This is a genomic window from Mediterranea sp. An20 (assembly GCF_002160055.1).
GTDB classification, from domain to species: Bacteria; Bacteroidota; Bacteroidia; order Bacteroidales; family Bacteroidaceae; genus Bacteroides; species Bacteroides avicola.
In genome coordinates this window covers 14587-32587 of record NZ_NFJV01000036.1, presented here as the reverse complement: position 1 = coordinate 32587, position 18001 = coordinate 14587, and the positions used below count along the sequence as shown (strand labels likewise).

16 protein-coding genes and 3 pseudogenes are annotated in these 18001 nt (G+C 45.2%); 11 read left to right on the top strand and 8 right to left on the bottom strand.

Features of this window, described 5'->3' with window-relative positions:
• Positions 1 to 1167 (top strand): annotated as a pseudogene (locus B5F34_RS15510) (DNA methylase); the annotation flags it as partial.
• 128 nt (positions 1168 to 1295) lie between these two features.
• On the opposite strand, the gene B5F34_RS15505 reads toward B5F34_RS15510, so the two are convergent.
• From B5F34_RS15505 to B5F34_RS15470, 8 genes are all read right to left on the bottom strand, one after another.
• Positions 1296 to 2123 carry a Fic family protein gene (locus B5F34_RS15505; RefSeq protein WP_239414074.1) on the bottom strand — a complete coding sequence of 276 codons (828 nt, stop codon included), beginning with the start codon at positions 2121 to 2123 and terminating at the stop codon, positions 1296 to 1298.
• A 2-nt stretch (positions 2124 to 2125) separates the two neighbouring features.
• The gene (gene pncB / locus B5F34_RS15500) at positions 2126 to 3328 is read right to left on the bottom strand and encodes a nicotinate phosphoribosyltransferase (RefSeq protein WP_087247939.1); all 1203 of its coding nucleotides are present in this window, start codon (positions 3326 to 3328) and stop codon (positions 2126 to 2128) included.
• A gap of 210 nt (positions 3329 to 3538) precedes the next feature.
• The gene (locus B5F34_RS17980; protein WP_239414072.1) at positions 3539 to 3865 is read right to left on the bottom strand and encodes a hypothetical protein; all 327 of its coding nucleotides are present in this window, start codon (positions 3863 to 3865) and stop codon (positions 3539 to 3541) included.
• Positions 3866 to 3881: 16 nt separating this feature from the next.
• Positions 3882 to 4457 (bottom strand): hypothetical protein, encoded by a 576-nt coding sequence (locus tag B5F34_RS15490; protein ID WP_087247940.1) that lies wholly within the window; start codon positions 4455 to 4457, stop codon positions 3882 to 3884.
• Entirely contained in the window at positions 4454 to 5137 is a 684-nt protein-coding gene (locus B5F34_RS15485; RefSeq protein ID WP_087248049.1) for a hypothetical protein, read from the bottom strand. Before B5F34_RS15485 ends, B5F34_RS15490 begins: the two co-directional genes overlap by 4 nt.
• Before the next feature lie 11 nt (positions 5138 to 5148).
• Positions 5149 to 5742 carry a hypothetical protein gene (locus B5F34_RS15480; protein ID WP_239414071.1) on the bottom strand — a complete coding sequence of 198 codons (594 nt, stop codon included), beginning with the start codon at positions 5740 to 5742 and terminating at the stop codon, positions 5149 to 5151.
• Positions 5743 to 5765: 23 nt separating this feature from the next.
• A complete protein-coding gene (locus B5F34_RS15475) occupies positions 5766 to 6668 on the bottom strand; it encodes an NAD-dependent protein deacetylase (RefSeq protein WP_087247941.1) in 903 nt (300 codons plus the stop codon).
• Between the two features lie 251 nt (positions 6669 to 6919).
• On the bottom strand, positions 6920 to 7825 hold the full coding sequence (locus B5F34_RS15470) for an AraC family transcriptional regulator (RefSeq protein ID WP_087247943.1): 906 nt from the start codon (positions 7823 to 7825) through the stop codon (positions 6920 to 6922).
• A 332-nt stretch (positions 7826 to 8157) separates the two neighbouring features.
• Here B5F34_RS15470 and B5F34_RS15460 point away from each other — a divergent pair.
• From B5F34_RS15460 to feoB, 10 genes and pseudogenes are all read left to right on the top strand, one after another.
• Positions 8158 to 8442 (top strand): annotated as a pseudogene (locus tag B5F34_RS15460) (hypothetical protein); the annotation flags it as partial.
• Between the two features lie 2 nt (positions 8443 to 8444).
• Complete coding sequence (locus tag B5F34_RS15455) at positions 8445 to 9296, top strand: MBL fold metallo-hydrolase (RefSeq protein ID WP_343211169.1); 852 nt, start codon at positions 8445 to 8447, stop codon at positions 9294 to 9296.
• A 6-nt stretch (positions 9297 to 9302) separates the two neighbouring features.
• Positions 9303 to 10277, top strand: a pseudogene (gene tyrS, locus B5F34_RS15450) (tyrosine--tRNA ligase); the annotation flags it as partial.
• A gap of 44 nt (positions 10278 to 10321) precedes the next feature.
• Positions 10322 to 10780 carry a phosphatidylserine decarboxylase gene (locus B5F34_RS15445; RefSeq protein ID WP_343211168.1) on the top strand — a complete coding sequence of 153 codons (459 nt, stop codon included), beginning with the start codon at positions 10322 to 10324 and terminating at the stop codon, positions 10778 to 10780.
• Positions 10777 to 10986: a phosphatidylserine decarboxylase gene (locus B5F34_RS18090; RefSeq protein ID WP_343211167.1), complete on the top strand. Its 210-nt coding sequence runs from the start codon at positions 10777 to 10779 to the stop codon at positions 10984 to 10986. The genes B5F34_RS15445 and B5F34_RS18090 overlap by 4 nt, the downstream gene beginning before the upstream one ends.
• Positions 10987 to 11386: 400 nt before the next feature.
• On the top strand, positions 11387 to 12151 hold the full coding sequence (locus B5F34_RS15440; protein ID WP_087340701.1) for a Cof-type HAD-IIB family hydrolase: 765 nt from the start codon (positions 11387 to 11389) through the stop codon (positions 12149 to 12151).
• A gap of 50 nt (positions 12152 to 12201) precedes the next feature.
• Complete coding sequence (locus B5F34_RS15435) at positions 12202 to 12771, top strand: AraC family transcriptional regulator (RefSeq protein ID WP_239414070.1); 570 nt, start codon at positions 12202 to 12204, stop codon at positions 12769 to 12771.
• A gap of 80 nt (positions 12772 to 12851) precedes the next feature.
• Positions 12852 to 15065: a TonB-dependent receptor gene (locus B5F34_RS15430; protein WP_087247951.1), complete on the top strand. Its 2214-nt coding sequence runs from the start codon at positions 12852 to 12854 to the stop codon at positions 15063 to 15065.
• A 29-nt stretch (positions 15066 to 15094) separates the two neighbouring features.
• A complete protein-coding gene (locus tag B5F34_RS15425) occupies positions 15095 to 15427 on the top strand; it encodes a heavy metal-associated domain-containing protein (protein WP_087247953.1) in 333 nt (110 codons plus the stop codon).
• Between the two features lie 138 nt (positions 15428 to 15565).
• A complete protein-coding gene (feoB, locus tag B5F34_RS15420; RefSeq protein WP_087247955.1) occupies positions 15566 to 17950 on the top strand; it encodes a ferrous iron transport protein B in 2385 nt (794 codons plus the stop codon).
• The last annotated feature ends 51 nt before the right edge of the window (positions 17951 to 18001 follow it).

The following is an 18001-nucleotide window of genomic DNA, read 5'->3' as shown; positions in this document are numbered from 1 at the left end:
GGTGTGAACGCCCAAAGGAGGGCTGTTGCCATCCATCACCTCGACACGCCGTGGCGCCCGTCCGACCTCGCCCAGCGTGACGGACGGGCAGTACGGAAAGGCAACGAGATTGCCAAGCTCTATGCGGATAACAAGGTGGATGTGATTATCTACGCCGTGGAGAAGTCGCTGGACAGCTACAAGTTCAACCTGCTGCACTGCAAGCAGACGTTCATCTCGCAGCTGAAAAGCGGCGCGATGGGCGCACGAACCATCGACGAGGGGGCGATGGACGAGAAGTCGGGCATGAATTTCTCGGAATACATGGCGATACTCTCCGGCAACACGGACCTGTTGGACAAGGCAAAGCTCGAAAAGAAGATAGCCTCATTAGAGGGCGAACGCAAGTCGTTCCATAGGGGCAAGCGCGACTCGGAACTGAAACTGGAGAGCAAGACCTCGACGCTCAAGAACAACCGGGCGGTCATTGCCGCCATGACGGAGGATTGGGAGAAGTTCACCGCCGCAGCACAGACCGGAACGGACGGCAACCGGCTCAACCTGATACGGATTGACGGGGTGGACACCACCGACGAGAAGGCCATCGGCAAGCGGTTGCAGGAGATAGCCAAGAACGCCACGACGGGTGGAGTCCCCCAACGCATCGGCGAACTCTATGGCTTTCCCGTCAAGGTCGTCAGCGAACGGGCACTCAGCGATGGGTTGGAGTTCACCGACAACCGTTTCTTTGTCGAGGGGAACTACAAGTACAGCTACAACAACGGCCATCTGGCGATGGCGGACACCCATGCCGCCGCCGTGAACTTCCTCAATGCGTTGGAGCGCATCCCCGCCATCATCAAGCAATACGAGGAAAAGAACGAAGCGTTGGAGCGCGAGATACCTCAGTTGCAGGTGATAGCGGGCAAGACATGGAAGAAAGAAGACGAGTTGAAACAACTGAAGTCCGACCTTGCCGCCCTCGACCGCAAGATACAGTTAGAGCTGGCTCCGAAACATGAGGAAATACCTGAACACGGGCAGGAACAGGGCGGCAGTCAGGCGGTGCCGAAAGCGGAGAACGTGCCGAAGCCGGATAATGACAATAATGATTACATCCGCAGCCATATAATAATAGGCAGGCCGGGACATACCGAACAGAAAGAATACCGTGGCGTGAAGTTGTAAATTGACATGTAAAAGAGCTGATAACGAATAAAAACAATATTTCGTTGTCAGTCTCTTTCTTACAAGATGTTAGGCGTTATGTGCCAACACATTTGAATGTTGTCAGATAATTTGTAAAATAAATCATCCTATCTGACAATTCTAAGAATTGCATTTTTCAAAATACGAAGAAAGAAATCTATCCATTGTTCATAGTTCCCCGTTTCATTCAAGCGTTGCAGCTCCATGTAATATTGAAAACTATGTTGATTTAGCACATCTGACAACTGCAAGATGGGCTTTCCAACTGCATCCTGCCTAATTAAAAAGAGCGTGTTCAACAACCGTCCAACTCTGCCGTTTCCGTCAATAAACGGATGAATCATCTCGAATTGGTAGTGTATCAAGGCTGCGCGAACAAACACATTCTCCGATTCTTCATAATGGATATAGCGTTCAAGGTCGGAAAAAGCATTGGTCATATCTTCATAGACAGGGGGGACGAACAGCGCATCATTCAGTCCGCTTCCTTTTCTGCCTATCCAGATAGGAGAATTGCGGAACTCGCCCGGATATTTCTTGGCATATCTTTCACTTTTACATATCAGATAATGGGCATTTTTCAATAGTCGGGCACTTAACGGCAGTTCATCCATCGCTTCAAGGGCATAAAGGGTGGCTTTAAGAAGATTTGCCGCATCCTCCATTGATTCATCATCCATACCCAATGCAAATGAAACAGGTTGTTCACCCGACGCTAATTTGCAGGAAGATTCAGCTTCCTGCCTCATGAATTGCAGGACTTGTTCATCGGATAATTGTGCTGCATAGGTGCTCAACCTGCGCATGGCATCCTCTAATTCCATTATCAACTTATCCAGCCTATCTGTATGGACTATGCGTATTTCTGAAAGCGGTGTCGGGATAAATGACCTGAAAGCCATATCTCCTGAAAGATGTTTGCGATAAGGTCCCATAATCATTTTATATGTAAGGCTTCCATGAAGCGTTTTACTACTTCGGGGTTTCCCGTATGCTTACCCTTATCTTCACTTATTTTACAGGTTTCATTGTAGAAAGCCCATGATTCCGTAATCTTTGCGGCAACCAGTTTTATGACGATATTAAGAGGCTTAACTCCGGCAAAGTCATTGGTAAAATGAGTGCCTATTCCGAATGAAGGCAAGCAATAATTTTTGGCATATTGCTGGATTTGGATTGCGTTTGAAACATCAAGTGCATTGCTGAATACGACTTGTTTTGTTTTGGGATCAATGCCCAGCGAACGGTATTTCTCAACGATTTTCATCAGTTGCTCATAATTGTCACCGCTGTCTATCCGCAATCCTTTGAACAGGTTGGCAAAATCCTCAGAGAAGTTCATACTGAAAATATCCCAACCGAAACTATCATACAGATAAGTGCCCAACGCTCCACGAAAAGTATTCCGCCAAGAATTCATGGCAATATGATTTGCCATTTGCGGACCATACATTCCACCGATAGCGCATACAAATTCATGAGCCATTGTACCGACTGGTAACAAATCATGCTTCATTGCCAAATAAACATTACTAGTTCCAACAAATTGTCCCTTCCAATTATTGTCATTACTGCACGTTTTTATAGCATGTATAACAACATTCTGCGCTTCAAAAGAAGCTCTACGTCGTGTACCGAAGTCGCTAAATACACACCCAGCTTTCAACAATTGCTTCCCTTTCTCGTAAGATTTGTCATAATAGGCTTGATAGTCAAAGCGGCTGTCCTTTTTGGTCATAATGTAATAAAGTTCTGAAATAATGGCAAGGACTTTTACTTCCAGTAAGATGGTATTTGACCAACAGCCTTCAATGTCCACACACAAGTGTCCGTTTTCGTCTTGACGTATCTTAACCCATTCATGGTCAAAACGGTATCCTTTAAGATAGGTGTAAAACCATTCTGGGATATATTTACATTTGCGTTTCATGAAATCTATTTCCTCGTCAGTGATGGTTACAGATTCCAACATCATTATCTGTTCTTCCAAAGCTTGGGCAAAGCCAATTGGGTATTCAGTATTGTCTCTGTCGGTAAACGTGTATTTAACCTGTGCTCTTGGGTAGTTGTCGATGACGGCACAGCACATGGTGAACTTATACAAATCGTCATCCGTAAAATGTCTGATGATTTGTTTCATGGCAATAGTTTTTTAATACTTATGCCCAAGACCTCTCCACCGTCCAAAGATGGACAGAATTCCTGCAAGACATGGAATATGGATGTCCCATACCTCTTGATACCGTCTTTTAGTGTATCAAGCACGCATACATCCCCGGCTATTCCGCACAAGTCTATCCGGTCGATATGCAAGCCATCTATCAGGTTATCCAAATGCATGGACAAGGTCTCAGTATTCTTCCGAATCCTTGCAAACACCTTTCCGCAGAATTATCACTTCACCGTGTGTTGTATAGAGCGGTTCCACCAATACCGAACAGATTGCCGCACCTGTTGTATTCTGTACGCAATGCATCGGCCACTCCCCGCCATTCTCTCTGAATGAGCAATGATTGTATGGATGCCAATCCATCGTAATTGCTTTTGCCGCATATTCCCCGTCTGTCCGTTTGATATATGCGGCCAATCCTTCCATTTTTGAAATTGCCTCCGGAACCGGCAGCGTGCCGTTTATGAAGTCAATTTGAGGGTCTATAATTAATAGCAAGCGTTTCATCTTCCTTTTGTTGAATCTAAACGGTTTGTCTTACCAAATCTCTTGCGAAATCCACTAACTGCACAGCCTCCTGATGGCGGAGAAAGCGTGTGTCCAGGCCATTCGCACCAAGGCGGAAGCGGTCGAGCGCATCGGCATCCTTAAATATCCGGTACAAACGGATGGTTCGTTCCGCTTCATTCGGAATTGATTGAGCGATGGCTTTGATGCCTGTTTCGTCATCCCTGTCGTGATATTTCATAACCAATGAAGCTGGTTTCAAGAATGCAATATCAGTGTTTATCTCACAATACTTCATGTAATAGGATGCCGCCCGTGCCCCATGCCCTGTATCCAGTCCATCGTCCAAACGACGGGTGTCATGGAATATGGCGGTATGTGCCAATACGCAAAGGTCTGTTTTCGTGTTTTCCGCCATCCTTTCGCCTATCAGTAAAGCATAAAGCAGCACTCTTTCGGAGTGGCCTTTCGTATGAATTTCCGAATTTGCCAAATTGAAGGACAAGTTGCTCTCCATGTATTCCGTCCAATGAAGATACGGAATTTTGACCTGTGCGGGCAGATTGTCAATGATATAACGAGGTGTTGTCATGCCAATTCCTCCTTTAAATTCCGAAGTGTATCGGCAATATCTCCTGCCAACCCGATAGATTTATTTGCTATTTCATCGGGAATATACAATTCCTGCGCGAGGTTCAGCGTAATATATGTGGCTTGCGGTTCACGTGCAGCCAGTTGCATCAACGGAAGCTTTATCAAACGGTTGCGGCTGCCTATGCCCAGTTCAATGATAACAAGCCGTTTGCCGTGATAACGGCTGAGGAAAGCATTGGCTTCTTGACTTTTGTCTTGCATCGGGCGGTTATGCAGCAAGTCCTCGAAAGTGCCTTCTACCTCGAACACCTTATCGGGCGCAAAACCGGACAATTCCAAATGCGTGTCGGCATTGGAGGTGAGAATGAAGTAGTCCTTATCACCGACTATGGCAAGCAGGTCTTTCATCACTTGCGAGGGACGGTAGTCTGTTACCCAATACTGCACCAGACGGTTCAGGAACTCCTGACGGTCCTTCTCGTTCGGGTAGTGATAAAAACATCCTTCGATGACACTGCGTATGCCGTATTTCTGCTGGAAGTCACCGAACTGGCGGCAGAACATCTCGTTGTCGGCGAAAATATGATAGCCTTCGGCGATGGACAATCCGTTGCTTGCCCCGATGAGCAAGGCATCGGCATCCTTGATGGCTTGGGCGGCTTGTTCTATCTTATTCATCTTGTAGAATTTTATAAAATCGGTTTCCAATAAATGTAAGTCATATAGTCTTTTTCCTCCGTCGAATAATGTCGGTCACGGTATGTTGTCGCCAATGTGAACCCATGGGTTGGGTAATAGTCATGGTCGCAGGAGGTATCCGTCCAAAGGAACATTTTCCGAAACCTGTGTTTGCGGAACTCTTCCGTGATGGCATTCAGCAACTCCCTGCCGCATCCTTTTCTTGTACTGACAAACAGGGACAGTTTCACATCTTCGTCCGACATTCGGGCAAGCGTGTTCCGGTCGGCTTCGTCCATGTATTCACAGAGCGTTTCCAGCAGGTCCTTTTCGATAGGCGACAGGTTTTCACTTTGTTTCTTCACCCAATCGGACAAATCTACAATTTTCCCTTTCCGCGTACCGAATATCAGCCCTTTCACTCCCTCTTCATCAGATATCTTAAGCGACAAATCGGCATCGGTGAAATTATGCCGGACGATGCACTCTGCTATACACAGAAGATAATCTTCCGAAAATCCGTCATAAAACGTATGCCACGCTTGTTTCGCCAAAGGCTTGACGACATTCATATCCTCTTCTTGGAATCTTTCTATTTTCATCATGCTTGTATTTCTCTGTTTCCTTATTAATATACTCTTGACGGGGTAAACGCTTCTTTGGGATTGAATCCTTTCATTCCGGCTATGGATTCGCCGAGCAGTTGTTTCAGCGTGATAGCGATGTCGTCGCCAATGGCAAGGCTCTTCTTTACAATCTCTTTCGGGATGATGGCGTGCTGCGGATTGATAGTGGCATAGAAGGCGTGCGGGAACTGGTAAGTCATGTTCATGAATGGTTCCTTGATGAACATCGGGGTCATCATGCCTACACCGAGTTCGAGGAACAGCACCTTGCGGCGGGCGTTGGCACGCAGGAAATCGAGATACCGCTTCATCTCGCGCTGGTAATATTCGCCTTCAAGGAAAGTGTAGCCACGCACCCACGGAGCTAACTCCTTGCCGCAATGCGGGCAACGAGGTATCAACTCGTCGGGCAGGGCGTCGCCCACAATCTTGTCGCTTAACTCAAATACCTTTTCCTTATTATAATATATCTCGTCGTGGCACGGACGGCTGCATTGCCAGTAACGGTTGTCTCCTTGTATCCGGGTAATCCTTTCGTCCGGAAACGTTCGGAAAAACTGTGCATCCTGATTGGTCGTGGCAATATAATAATTCTTCCCTTGAAGAAGTCTTGCCAGGTCCGTGTACGTTTCGCCGGTGTAGCACTCATAGACATAACGGGTGGCACGCAACATGGCAGCCCAAAGCTCTCCGCGACTAAGACGGCGGTCATAAAACAAGTCGAAATAATTATGGATGTCATATTTCTTTGCCAATCCTCCCGCCAACTTCCTGTAAACCTCGTCATCCTGATAATAGAACACGAACCCCGAAGCGGCGGACATTCCCGATGCTCCGCCCACCACGATGGCATCTGCCTCATCTATTTTCTGTTTTAGTAATTCAATCTTTTCTTTTGAAACCATTGCAAATATTTCTTTTAATTTATTTTGTTGCAAAGGTACGTGCATTACAAGAAGTAGACTCTACCAATTTATTGTAGTATTCTATCATTTCGATAAGAGAAATAGAAAGGAAATAGGATTAAACATAATTTTACTACATATCAAGCGGTAAGTATGCCCATGAAAATGATTATTCGAACTGATTATAGGTTTCGTTATTTAATGATGATGCCTATCCAACGAATGTGAACATTCGAGATTGTTTTTGGCATTTATAACGACGAACTATAATTATTATTTTTTTTATTTACTTCAGCTAGAAATTCACTAATAGTCTGTCCTGTCATTTGTTTGAAGAAACGCATCAGATGATTCGGTTCGGGAAAGTTCAAGCGATAGGCTATTTCGGATGCTGTACCTGTAGTATCGAGCAGTTCATTTTTCACTTCTAATAGTAGGCGTTTCCGAAGCATTTCCGTAGCGGTTGTTCCGAATTGTTCCTTTACAGCTTTGTTCAGCGTAATACGTGTGATACCGATTAATTCCGCATAGTCATTTACTCTGTGTTTCGTGTGGATATGTTTCTCTAACAATTGCCTGAACTGATAAGCATAGTTGTTTCGTACTTTGCATGTAGGCAAGCCGTAGGTAGTAGCATACGAGCGATTAATTTGTAATAACAAGTAAAAAAGTAACGAGCGCAGTATTTGCTCACTGTCACTAATGGTACGTCGTAATTCCTGTTTGATTTCTTTGAGAAACATAATATATCGTTGCATATCCTCTTGGGAAACAATAAGAAAAGGAGGAGTGTCATTTGGGTAACAATAAAGTAACCTATAAGTAAAGTATTTGTCCGCAAGAAAGTTGTGTAGGAAATCTTCTTGGAAAATTAGAAATCGAAAAAAATTAACATCTGTTTCCAGTTGCCATCTATGTCGTTGGTAAGGCGAAAGAAAAACGATACTGTTAGGCATCACATCGTAACACTTATGTTCTATCCACACGTGTCCGCCTTCTTCCTCGAAAAAGATAAACTCGAAGAAATCGGTTATATATTCTTTATCTGAGGTATAATACTGTAGATGTTCCATCCCAGTTCCTGTATTAATGAGAAAGTTCACGCCACATTCTGCCTTGTTGAAACGTATTTCTGTGAGGTTTGCTATTCGTGTCATAGACTACTTGTTTGCTTGCAAATATAGTGCTTTCTAGCGTGAATCGCAAATGGATTTATCAAATTGATAGTTCGTTTGGTATATTTGATAGAGTTTACAAAGAAAAATATCCTGACCTTTGCAAACGAAATAGAACAATAATTTATAGTAGTTTATATTATGGGAAAGAATAACATTACAAAATCCATCGAAGAAAAAAGGAAGTGGAAACTTCATAATAATCCCAATCATCCGATTTGTATGTTTAAAAAACATATACAACAATACTTTAAAGGGTATGAAATTTTTGACAATCTTGACGAAGTGGTCAGAAAGTTTACTCGAAGTATCCGTTCGTGCAAAGAGATATTTCTTTTTGGGTGAATGGTTTTGTCGAAAATCAAGAAGGTTTATGGATTGAGCACAATGATTTTTGCGAGATTGTTCGCGAACTAGGCGGTGATTTGATAGAAAGTGTCAGCGTAATCGACCGCTTTCAAAAACAATACAAGGTATCTTTGGCATATCGAATAATTTATCGCTCTAATGACAGAACCTTGCTGAACGATGAAATAAATCAAATTCAGGAGAACATCCGTAGTCAGATTTCAGATAGATTTAATATAGAATTAAGATAAGTATGAGAAAGATTTTAATATTTATAATGGCGATAGCAACACTTATGTCATGCACAAATAGCACAAAAGAAATAATAGAATCAACAAATAAAATTCAACTGATACGAAATGCGACATTGAAGATTGAGTATGGAGGAAAGACTTTTCTTATTGATCCGATGCTTTCCGAAAAAGGAAAACTGAAATCAGTAATTGGTACAAACAAAAATCCGACCGTACATCTTACAATGTCAGTCGAGGAGATCATGAATGATGTTGATTTCGTGCTTGCTTCGCACTCCCACTTCGACCATTTCGACAAACCTGCCGCCGCTGCGATGGGTGATACGCTGAAATTATACGTTCAGCCTGCCGATAGCGTGTTTTTTCTGAATGAGTTCGGTATGACCAACACTGAAATCATCAATGATAAGATTACAGTTGGAGAACTTACGGTTTATCGTACCGGAGGCGAGCATGGGAAAGGTACAATCAAGGAGATGATGGGAGAGGTTTCAGGTTTCGTGCTGCAAGCCGAAAACCAACCGACTGTTTATATTGTCGGCGATTGTTTGTGGACGGACGAAATCAAAGCGAATATAGAGCGATACCAGCCTGATTGGGTTATCATCAACACGGGAGGCGCAATCATACCCGCACTTTCGCCGACGTTCGGAACTCTGACTATGAATGAAAAGGACGTGGTACGCATGATTGAGGAGTCGCCAGCTAAATGCCGGTTCATTGCCGTCCACATGGATGCCATCGACCATTGCCAGACAACACGCAGCATTCTTCGCAATGAGGCAGACAAGGCAGGCATATCGAGAGAGAAACTGATTATTCCGGCAGACGGAGAAACCATCAAATTATGAGACACTATGAATTTCGTTGATGAATTGAGATGGCGCGGCATGCTGCACCAACTGATGCCGGGCACAGAGGAACTTCTTGAAAAGGAACAGGTAACAGCATATTTAGGTGTCGATCCTACTGCCGATTCACTCCACATAGGACATTTGTGTGGAGTGATGATTTTACGTCATTTCCAAAAGTGCGGTCACAAGCCGTTGGTGCTTGTCGGCGGGGCGACCGGAATGATTGGTGACCCGTCGGGGAAATCCGACGAACGGAATCTTTTGAGTATGGAAACTTTGCAGCATAATGTAAGCTGCATCAAGAAACAGTTGTCGCGGTTTCTTGATTTTGATTCCGAGATACCCAACCGGGCAGAACTCGTAAACAACTACGATTGGCTGACGCCCATTTCTTTTTTTGAGTTTTTACGGGAGATAGGCAATCGGGTTACCATTAACTATATGATGGCGAAGGATTCGGTTCAGAAGCGTCTCAATGGAGAGGCTCGTGACGGTCTTTCGTTTACGGAGTTCAGCTACCAGTTGTTGCAGGCCTACGACTTTTATTATCTGAACAAGACGAAGAACTGCAAATTACAGTTGGGCGGCTCCGACCAATGGGGAAACATCACTTCCGGAACGGATCTTATCCGGCGTATCAGCGGGAATGCAGCCTATGGCTTGACCTGCCCTCTTATCACCAAAGCCGACGGAGGAAAGTTCGGCAAAACGGAATCCGGAAATATATGGTTGGATGCCCGATATACTTCTCCTGCCGAATTTTTCAATTTCTGGCTGAATGTCAGCTACACGGATGCCTGCCGTTATATCAAGATATTCACCACATTGACACAGGAAGATATTGCCGCTCTTGTCGAGGTTCACACCAAGGACAGTTCATCGAAAGCCATGCAGATGCGCCTTGCCGAAGAGGTGACGAAGATGGTGCACGGTGAGGAGGTATATGAAACGCTTTCTGAAGCAGTCAGAATCAAATCCTGATGGGACATACTATTACAAATAGAGACTTTTAATCGGAAAATATGAAAATAAACAAGGAAGGGTATCGGATAATTTGGGGTTCAGGAATCATTTTCCTATCATGCTGGCTGTTGTTTTATTACCTGTTTGTCAACAATCGCAGTACGATTATATTCCAGCTCTGTACTGTATTGCTGGTCGTTTTCTGGCTTTATATCATTACTTTTTTTCGGGAACCGAAACGTATCCGTATCAGTGACCCGTCGTTGGTCTTTGCGCCTTGCGACGGCCGTGTCGTGGTGATTGAAAAGGTGATGGAGGATGAATATCTGCATCGTGAAATGCTGCAAATATCGGTCTTCATGTCGCTGACCAATATTCACATGAACTGGTATCCTGTAGGTGGAACAATAGAATACGTTAAATATCATCCGGGGCGTTATCTTGTAGCTTGGTTACCAAAAGCATCTAAAGATAATGAACATACGACAACTGTTGTGAGAATGCAAAAGGTCATTTGATACTTTTCCGCCAAATTGCTGGATTTATTGCCCGACGGATTGTGTCTTATATAAAACTGGGATACGAGGCGGAACAGAACACGACTGCCGGGTTTATAAAATTCGGTTCGAGAGTGGATATTTTGCTTCCATTGGAATATGAGATATTAGTGGAATTAGGTGATGCAGTCGTGGAAAGTCAGACACCACTGGCAAGAGTTAGGTAAACTATAATATAATCTATTAGGTTTTATAAGTAACCGTTTAATAGTTTTTCCCAATGTGAAGCAAACAATAAGAATTGATCAAAGGTTACGGATAAAAAAATATCTTAATATTTTAAAATACATATTATCGGAATGGATTTGGCTTTTGTTTGTTTTATAAGCTAAATTGTGTGCGTATAATAACACGTATGTAATACATAATTGGTAGAAAAACAATTGACTTTAATAAAGTAGCTTGTATTGGATTTTGCATAGAAGAATGGCTTTTCATTAGTTATTGTGATTGACGGACTGAAAGCATCAAGTATGGAGATTGTTGATCTATTCTTCTACATAAAATAACTATTATTAATGAGAATAAAAACAGATTGCATAATGATAAAAGCTATATTTTTTTGATATTGACGGAACATTGGTCAGCTTCAAGACACATCGGATTCCGCAATCAACAATAGATGCCATTGTACAAGCAAAAATGCAAGGCATCAAAATATATATTTCTACAGGGCGTCCTTTCCCGCTAATAAACAACATAGACGGAATCAAGCATCTGGTGGACGGCTACATCACCGCCAACGGAGCTTATTGCTTTGTGGGGAACAAAGTCATCTCTTGCCAGCCCATACCCGATGAAGATGTCCGTACCGTTATCAGGTGGGCAGACGAAAAGGACTTTGCCTGTATGGTGGTCGGCGAGAAAGACTTGGCCATGTACCGCAACAATGCATGTGCCGACCGCATATTCCGTCAGATGCTGGATGTCCACAATTTGCAGACGGATGTCCCGATAGAGCCTGTCCTCCGGCAGCGTATCCTACAACTCACTCCGGTGATTCCGAAAGATGAAGAAGAACGGTTGATGCCGCTGTTGCAGGGCTGCGAGTCCAGCCGTTGGTATCCCGACTTTGCCGACATCACGGCAAAGAATGTAAACAAGGGAAATGGGCTTCTGGCTATCGCAGCGCATCAAGGCATCAAAGCGGAAGAAACAATGGCACTTGGCGATGGAGGCAATGATATGTCAATTATCAAGCAGGCAGGCATTGGAGTGGCGATGGGAAACGCGAATGAAGCACTGAAAGCCGTTGCGGATTATGTGACGGAGCCGGTGGACGAGAACGGGGTTTACCATGCGTTAAAGCGTTGGGTATTTATGCCACGCTAATTTTAATATGTTTTGTAACCCGAATGCCTATTTAATAAACAACAGATATTATGGAAGGAAACACTATCTATATCAAAAATATGGTTTGCAGGCGGTGCATCCTGACCGTTTCCAATATCTTTAAGGAGAACGGCATCATGCCTGCCAGCGTTGAACTGGGTACAGTCGTGCTGTCTGAGCCTATTCCGGAAGGAAAGAAAGACTGCATCCGCCGCAGGCTTGAAGAAAACGGCTTTGAGGTGATTGATGACAAGCGGATGCGCGTTATCGAGCAAATTCGTATCGGCGTTATTGAGTTCGTGCGCCATCCGGAATATCAGGAGAAGATGAACTTGTCAGACTATCTGCAGGACAAATGCCGCAAGGAATACAGCGCGCTCAGCAAGTTGTTCACTGAGATGAAAGGCATCAGCATCGAGCGGTATTATCTTGCGCAACGAATTGAGCTGGTGAAAGAGCTGCTTGTCTATGACGAACTGACTGTCAGCGAGATTGCGGATAAACTGCATTATTCGAGTGTGGCTCATCTGAGCGCGCAGTTCAAGGCGCAGACGGGACTGTCTCCCACACAATTCAAGGCGATGAAAGGACATAAACTGAAACCGCTCGACGAGATATAAATCGTATCCATAATAATGTAACAGCCCGACCCGGCTTGCCGTTTAACTTTGCACACGGAAAAATAAAAGAAGACTTATTTATGAAAAAGATTTTAGTATGGATGTTCCTTTCCTGCATAAGCTGCGCGAACCTTTGGGCTTCGGACAGGACGGTCAAAGGTTATGTGCTTGACAAGGAGGGAACGCCTTTGCCCGGTGCATATGTGTATGATGCCGACAAGCATACGGCAGTTACGGACGAGGACGGCTATTTCGAGCTTTCCATACCGGAGGAGGTGAGGGAGTTGAAAGCCGGCTACGTAGGCTTCAACACCCTTACCTACACAATGGAGCGTCCCGATGACGTACAGATTCTGGTGATGAGCCAGAGTACTGAACTGGAAGAGGTGGTCGTCACGGCAGGAGGCATCGGAACAATCAAGAACCGCAGCAATGTGCTGAATACGGAAAGTGTGACTTCACAAGCTCTGACACGTGCCGCCTGCTGCAACCTCTCGGAGAGTTTCGAGACGAACCCTTCGGTGGACGTTGCCTACAGCGACGCCGTGACGGGAGCCAAACAAATCCAGCTTCTTGGACTGGCAGGTACATATGTGCAAATGCTCACGGAGAATTTCCCGAACCTGCGGGGCGTGGCTTCCACCTACGGGCTGGACTACATTCCGGGACCGTGGATGCAAAGCATACAGGTTTCCAAAGGAGCGGCTTCGGTGAAGAACGGCTACGAGTCCGTGACGGGGCAGATTGACGTGGAATATAAGAAACCGAAAGTGGCGGATCCGCTGCTGGTCAATCTTTTCGCCAGCAGTACGGGGCGTTACGAAGGAAATGCCGTGGGAGCCGTAGAGTTGAACGACCGCCTTTCTACCGCCCTGTTCCTGAACTATTACAATGAGAAGCGGACGCACGACAAGAACAAGGACACGTTTCTGGATATGCCGGAAATGCAGGCGTTCAGCGTAATGAACCGCTGGCACTACCAGACACCCAAGTTCGTGTCGCAATCGGGCATTAAGGTACTCGCAGACCGCCGTACAAGCGGACAGACCTCCCACACCTTACACGGTGACGAAGATTTTGCTCCCTATACCATTCATAACGATGCTAACCGTGTGGAGCTTTTCTCAAAAAACGGATTCATCATCAATCAAGACCGGAATGAAAGTGTAGCGGTTATCGCGTCAGGCTCGTACCACGACCAGCAATCGAACTATGCGGACAAGATATATAACGTATATGAATCGAACATCTATGCCTCCCTGCTTTATGAAAGCGAATTTGGCGACAGGCATAAGTTGGCGGCAGGATTGAACTACAACTGGGACAACTATGCGCAACGGGGCAATGTCATCGAGCGTTACCGTCCGCAGGAACGCAACGTAAGCGAGAGCGTGGCGGGTGCATACGCTGAATACACGTGGACACCTGTGGAGAATTTCACGTGGATGCTGGGACTGCGCGCCGATTACAGCACCTTGCACCATTGGTTCGTCACTCCCCGTATGCACCTCAAGTATGCGCCTGCCCCCTGGCTCGACTTGCGGGCTTCCGCCGGAAAGGGTTACCGCACCACCTTCATCTTTCCCGAAAACAGTTACCTGCTCGCAAGCAGCCGCACGTGGCACATCGCTGACGACCTGCATCAGGAAGAAGCGTGGAACTACGGCATCAGCGCGTCTTTCCATATTCCGGTGAAAGGCGAGGAACTGACCGTAAACGCGGAATGGTTCTATACGGATTTTCAAAATCAGGTGGTAATCGATATGGACAGGAATGCGCACAGCATCTATTTCTACAACTTGGACGGCAAATCCACTTCCAGCGTATTCCAAATAGACGCCACCTATCCGCTGTTCCGTGGTTTCACCCTGCTGGGAGCCTACCGCTGGATGGACGTGGAATGCACGTATGGCGGCAAGACCTTGCGCAAACCGCTCACCAGCCGTTACAAAGCTTTGGTTACGGCATCATACGAAACGCCGTTGAAGAAATGGCAGTTCGATGTGACTGTCCAGTTCAATGGCGGGGGACGTATGCCGACACCCGATGCGGAACGTCCGTTATGGGGCAGCACCTTCCCGTCGTACACCCAACTGAGCGCACAAGTTACGCGCCGTTTCCGCCGGTGGAGCATCTATGTGGGTGGAGAGAACCTGACAAACTATAAGCAGAAGAACCCGATTGTATCGGCAGGAGACCCGTACAGCCCGGATTTTGACGCTACAATGGTATGGGGACCAACAATGGGCTACAAACTTTATGCGGGCATCCGCTACAACATACCCAAGATGTAACAAACAGAACTAAAAATAAATAGAAGACAATGAGAACAAAAACAATCATGCTGACAGCCCTGTTTTTGCTGGGATTGTCATCCGGCGTTTCGGCAAAGGACGTGAAAGAAAACAAGAAGGCAGAAGTGACATTCCTCGTGTCAATGACTTGTGAAAACTGTCAAAAACGCATTGAGGATAACATTTCTTTCGAGAAAGGGGTAACCGGACTGGACGTTAACCTCCCGCAAAAAACCGTCACCATCGAATACCGCAAGGACAAGACTACGCCTGACAAACTGAAAACAGCCATTCGTAAATTAGGATATACTGTGACACCGTTCCATAAGACAAAGGACAACTCAAAAGAGCCGTCAAAATAGAGGATATAGTATAAATACGGCTTTGAATAAAATAAATTGAGCCATTGACAAGGCGAAAGGAGTATTGGTGTAAAATCTTGAACGGTGCTTGAATTCTTCAGAAAGTACCGTTCGTTTTTTATATTAAAAGTAGCAAAAATGAGATTATCTGATTTACATACGGGCGAAAACGGGATAATTGTCAAGATATATGGTCGTGGCAGTTTCCAAAAACGGATAACTGAAATGGGATTTGTATTCGGGAAACGGGTAAAAGTCATATTGAACGCGCCGTTGCAAGACCCGATAGAATATGAGATTATCGGTTACAAGATTTCGCTGCGGCGGGAAGAGGCGGACAACATCGAAGTAGTGAGTGAAAAAGAAGCTAAGAACTTTGTACATAAGCAAAGTCAGGAACTCTCTATTGATGCCTCTCATTGTGATGACGTTCCATTTCTTGAAAAAGAAATGGAACGCATGGCGGCCGAACGGAATCATTCGATACGAGTGGCATTGGTCGGCAATCCGAATTGTGGAAAAACATCCTTGTTCAACATCGCTTCCGGTGCGCACGAACATGTCGGGAACTATAGCGGTGTGACCGTAGATGCCAAGGAAGGGACATTCGAGTATGGCGGCTATCGGTTCACCTTGGTGGATTTGCCAGGCACATATTCCATTTCGGCGTATAGTCCCGAAGAACTTTACGTACGCAGAAGCCTTGTAGAAGAAATCCCGGATATAGTCCTCAATGTGGTGGACAGTACCAATCTGGAACGTAACCTTTATCTTACGACACAGGTCATTGATATGGACTTACGGGTAGTGATGGCCTTGAATATGTATGACGAATTTCAAGAACGAGGTGACAAGCTGGACACAGAACGACTTGGGCAATTATTGGGCGTCCCAATTGTTCCAACCATCAGCAGGACGGGAGAAGGAATAGACCGATTATTCGACACCATCATCCATGTGTATGAAAAGAAGCAGCCTATATTGTGCAGGCACATCCACATCAACCACGGTGAAGAACTGGAAACGAGCATCCGCCGCATTCAATTGCTTATCCAACGCGACGAGGGCATCCGCCACAAATATTCTACCCGTTTCCTTGCCATCAAGTATTTGGAGAGGGACAAGGACATCGAGAATGTAGTGGAAAGCCTTCCTTGTCGAGATGAAGTCATTACGACCCGTTTTGAAGAACAGAAACGCATAGACGGATTGCTACATACTTCTATGGAAACTGCCATTGTGGATGCAAAATATGCATTTATCCAAGGCGCATTGAAAGAGACTTATTGCCCTGCGTCCTCGAAAGAGCCATCCAAACGGACAAAAACAGACAAAATTGATGCAATTGTCACTAACCGTTGGTTGGCATTCCCATTGTTTTTCTTCCTGCTCTATCTGATCTTTCAAGGTACATTTACTTTGGGCGAATACCCGATGGAATGGATTGAATGGTTCGTAGGGCAATTCGGTGATTGGATTTCCACATATATGCCGGACGGGATGCTAAAAGACTTGGTGGTGGATGGCATTATCGGCGGCGTAGGCAGCGTATTGGTGTTCCTTCCCAACATCATGATACTTTACCTATTCATCTCCTTGCTCGAAGATTCGGGCTATATGGCACGTGCCGCTTTCATTATGGACAAAATCATGCATCGCATCGGATTACACGGCAAGTCGTTCATCCCTATGATCATGGGATTCGGTTGCAATGTCCCGGCTGTGATGGCAACACGCACCATCGAGAGCCGGAGAAGCCGGCTGATAACCATGCTCGTCATTCCATTCATGTCGTGTACTGGACGTTTGCCTCTCTATATCTTGATGACAGGACTATTCTTTCCCCATTATGCCAGCATGGTTTTATTAGGGCTTTATGTGTTGGGCATCCTTGTGGCGGTATGTTCGGCGCACATCATAGGGTGGTTCATCAAGGAAGAAGACCTGCCTTTCGTAATGGAACTTCCTCCATATCGGATACCTACGGTAAAATCCGTTTTCCGACACACGTGGGAAAAAGGCAAACAATACCTACATAAAATGAGCGGCATCATATTGGTTTGTTCCATTATCATTTGGTTTTTAGGATATTTTCCTCGTCATGACAGCTATTCTACAGCTGCCGAGCAACAGGAAAACTCTTACATTGGACATATCGGCAAGGTCATCGAACCCCTGTTCGAGCCTTTGGGCTTCGACTGGAAAATGAGCACCAGTGTTTTATCCGGTATCGGGGCAAAGGAACTGGTGGTAAGTACGCTTGGCGTCATGTACAGTGCAGAAAACGAAGAAGCCGACAATAACATTAATTTGCAAGAAGCTCTGCAAAAGAACATCTCTTCTGCTGCCGCACTTGCTTATATGGTATTTGTACTACTTTATTTTCCTTGTATAGCCACTTTTGTAGCCATTAAACAAGAAAGCGGCAGTTGGAAATGGGCTGTATCTTCCGCCGTCTATACGATTTGTGTGGCATGGATGATAGCCTTTATAACGTATAGATTAGCTATGAGCTTAATATAATGCTAAAAAAATAATGATTAAAGCAATATTTTTGATATTGACGGAATATTG